The 2,394-nt window shown below is 65.4% G+C and carries 2 protein-coding genes and 1 pseudogene; all 3 read left to right on the top strand.

Annotated elements, in window-relative coordinates; translation table 11 throughout:
- Positions 1-152: pseudogene (locus DBR22_RS25100) on the top strand (alcaligin biosynthesis protein); the annotation flags it as partial.
- On the top strand, positions 149-727 hold the full coding sequence (locus DBR22_RS22800) for a GNAT family N-acetyltransferase (protein WP_108600847.1): 579 nt from the start codon (positions 149-151) through the stop codon (positions 725-727). The pseudogene DBR22_RS25100 and the gene DBR22_RS22800, both read left to right, overlap by 4 nt.
- Positions 724-2,394: IucA/IucC family protein (locus DBR22_RS22795; RefSeq protein ID WP_258229417.1), on the top strand; the 1,671-nt coding region annotated here is incomplete at its 3' end. The genes DBR22_RS22800 and DBR22_RS22795, both read left to right, overlap by 4 nt.

Genomic DNA, 2,394 nt, shown 5'->3' with positions numbered 1-2,394 from the left:
CCCCCGATCTGGGCATGGCCGCCTACCGCAATTCCTGCATCCTCCGGGAAATCACCGGCCGTGAGGTCTATCCGGTGGAGCGCAGCATAGCGTTCCAGCACTTCGGCGCACCCCAGCCGGTCCCCACCCGGGCAGTGGAGGTGTCAGCATGAGCTTCACGTTCCGCTGCCTTGACGCCGTCTCTGATGCACCCATCCTCCACAGCTGGGTCACCCAGCCTTACGCCTCGTTCTGGGGAATGCAGTCCGCCACGGTTGAAGGGGTTGTGGAGGAATACTCGCGGATCCAGTCCAGCGGGCATCACCATGCGTTGCTGGGGCTCGACGGCGGAGTCCCCGCCTTCCTGATGGAGGAGTACCTGCCGTCCGCCTCGCCACTTGCCGCTGCCTATGCCGTGCAAGACGGCGACGTCGGCATGCACCTGCTGGTGTCGCCGCCGTCGGGAGTTCCCACGCCGGGTTACACGGCCGCCGTGATGGATGCAGTGCTGAACCGGCTGTTCCTGAAGCCCGGAGTGGACCGCGTGGTGGTGGAGCCCGATGCCCGGAACACCAGAATCCATGTTCTCAACGGGCGGTTCGGCTTCCAGCCGGCAGGGCTGGTAACGCTGCCCGGCAAGGAAGCGCTGCTCAGCTTCTGCACGCGCCAGGACTACCTCAACGCCCGCGCGGCGCTCCACAACACCCATGACCTTTCCACCCCGATCCACCAGGGAGCCACACTGTGAACACCATCGAACTGGACGCGGCCACCACAACCAACGCCGTCCCTCACCTCGCGCCGGAGCGCTGGGCCGCAGCCAACCGCCACCTGGTCCGGAAGGCCCTCGCCGAATTCCTGCACGAACGCATCCTCGTGCCGCAGCGGCTGGGATCCGGGGCAGGCACGGCAGACCCGGACGAACCGGCAGTCTACGTGGTGCGCAGCGACGATAACTCAGCGGCGTACTCTTTCACGGCGCGGGTCCTGGAACTCGAGCACTGGGCGGTGGACGCCGCCTCCATCCGCTGCACGCGGGGCGGGGAGGACGCCACTCCCGATGCCCTGCGCTTCATCACCGAGTTCAAGGGCACGCTGGGCATCCGTGAAGAGATGCTTCCGGTCTACCTCGAGGAGATCAGCAGCACCCTTGCCGGCCACTCCTACAAACAGTGGCTGGCGCAGCCCTCGGCAGTGGAGCTTGCCGCCGGCATCACCGGCGGAACCGATCCGGCTGCCGATTTCCAGGCCGTCGAGCGCAGCATGACCGAAGGGCATCCGTGCTTCGTAGCCAACAACGGCCGGCTGGGCTTCGGCATCAGCGACTACCGTGCCTTCGCCCCGGAAATCGGTGCCCCCGTCCGGCTGGAATGGATCGGGGTCCACCGCAGCCACGCCGTTTTCACGGCCAGCGCAGGGCTGGACTACCGCGCCCACCTTGAGGCCGAACTGGGTGCCGGAGTGCTGCGATCGTTTGACGCCGAGTTCACGGCCCAAGGGGTGGAGCCTGCGGATTACTTCCTGATGCCCGTCCATCCCTGGCAGTGGGAGAACAAACTCACCGTCACGTTCGCCGCCGACATCGCACAGCAGCACATCATTCACATTGGAACGGGCAGCGACGGCTACCAGGCCCAGCAGTCCATCCGCACGTTCTTCAACACCAGCGCCCCCGCCAAGAGCTACGTCAAGACCTCCATGTCGGTCCTGAACATGGGCTTTATGCGGGGACTGTCGCCCGAGTACATGAAGGCCACCCCCGCCATCAATGACTGGCTTCAGGACCTGATCCGGGCAGACAGCGCACTGCAGAAGCGCGGCCTGGGGATGATCAGCGAGATCGCGGCCATCGGCTATCACAACAGGTACTACGAGGCCGCCGCCGCCAAGGGCTCGCCGTACCGCAAGATGCTCTCCGCGCTGTGGAGGGAAAGCCCCCTTCCCCTCCTGGCGGAGGGCCAGCAGCTGGCCACCATGGCGTCACTGCTGCACGTCGACCCGGCCGGCAAACCGCTGGTGTCAGCGCTCATGGAGCTGTCCGGACTGGAACCCGCAGAGTGGCTCCGCCGCTACTTTGAGGCCTACCTCGTCCCGCTGGTCCACTGCCTCTACCGTTACGAACTCGCGTTCATGCCGCATGGCGAAAACGTGATCCTGGTGCTGGAGAAGGGAGTGCCTGTCCGGGCGGTCATGAAGGACATCGCCGAGGAAATCGTGGTGATGGGGGACAGGCTGGACCTGCCCCGGGAGGTTGCCCGTATCCGGGTGGAGATTCCCGACGGAGAAAAGGTCCTGGCCATCTTCACGGACGTCTTCGACTGCATTTTCCGCTTCCTTGCCGCGCTGCTGGTCGAGGACGGAAAGCTCAGCCAGACGGAATTCTGGGGTACCGCGGCCGCAGTCATTCTGGAATAC

It is taken from the genome of Arthrobacter sp. HMWF013, from assembly GCF_003061105.1.
Lineage (GTDB): Bacteria > Actinomycetota > Actinomycetes > Actinomycetales > Micrococcaceae > Arthrobacter.
Note: the sequence above shows the minus strand (reverse complement) of the source record. Positions and strands in the feature narration are given on the sequence as shown.

Coding starts and splice junctions, on each gene's coding strand:
- DBR22_RS22800 (WP_108600847.1), top strand. CDS start 149: ATGAGCTTCACGTTCCGCTGCCTTGACGCCGTCTCTGATGCACCCATC.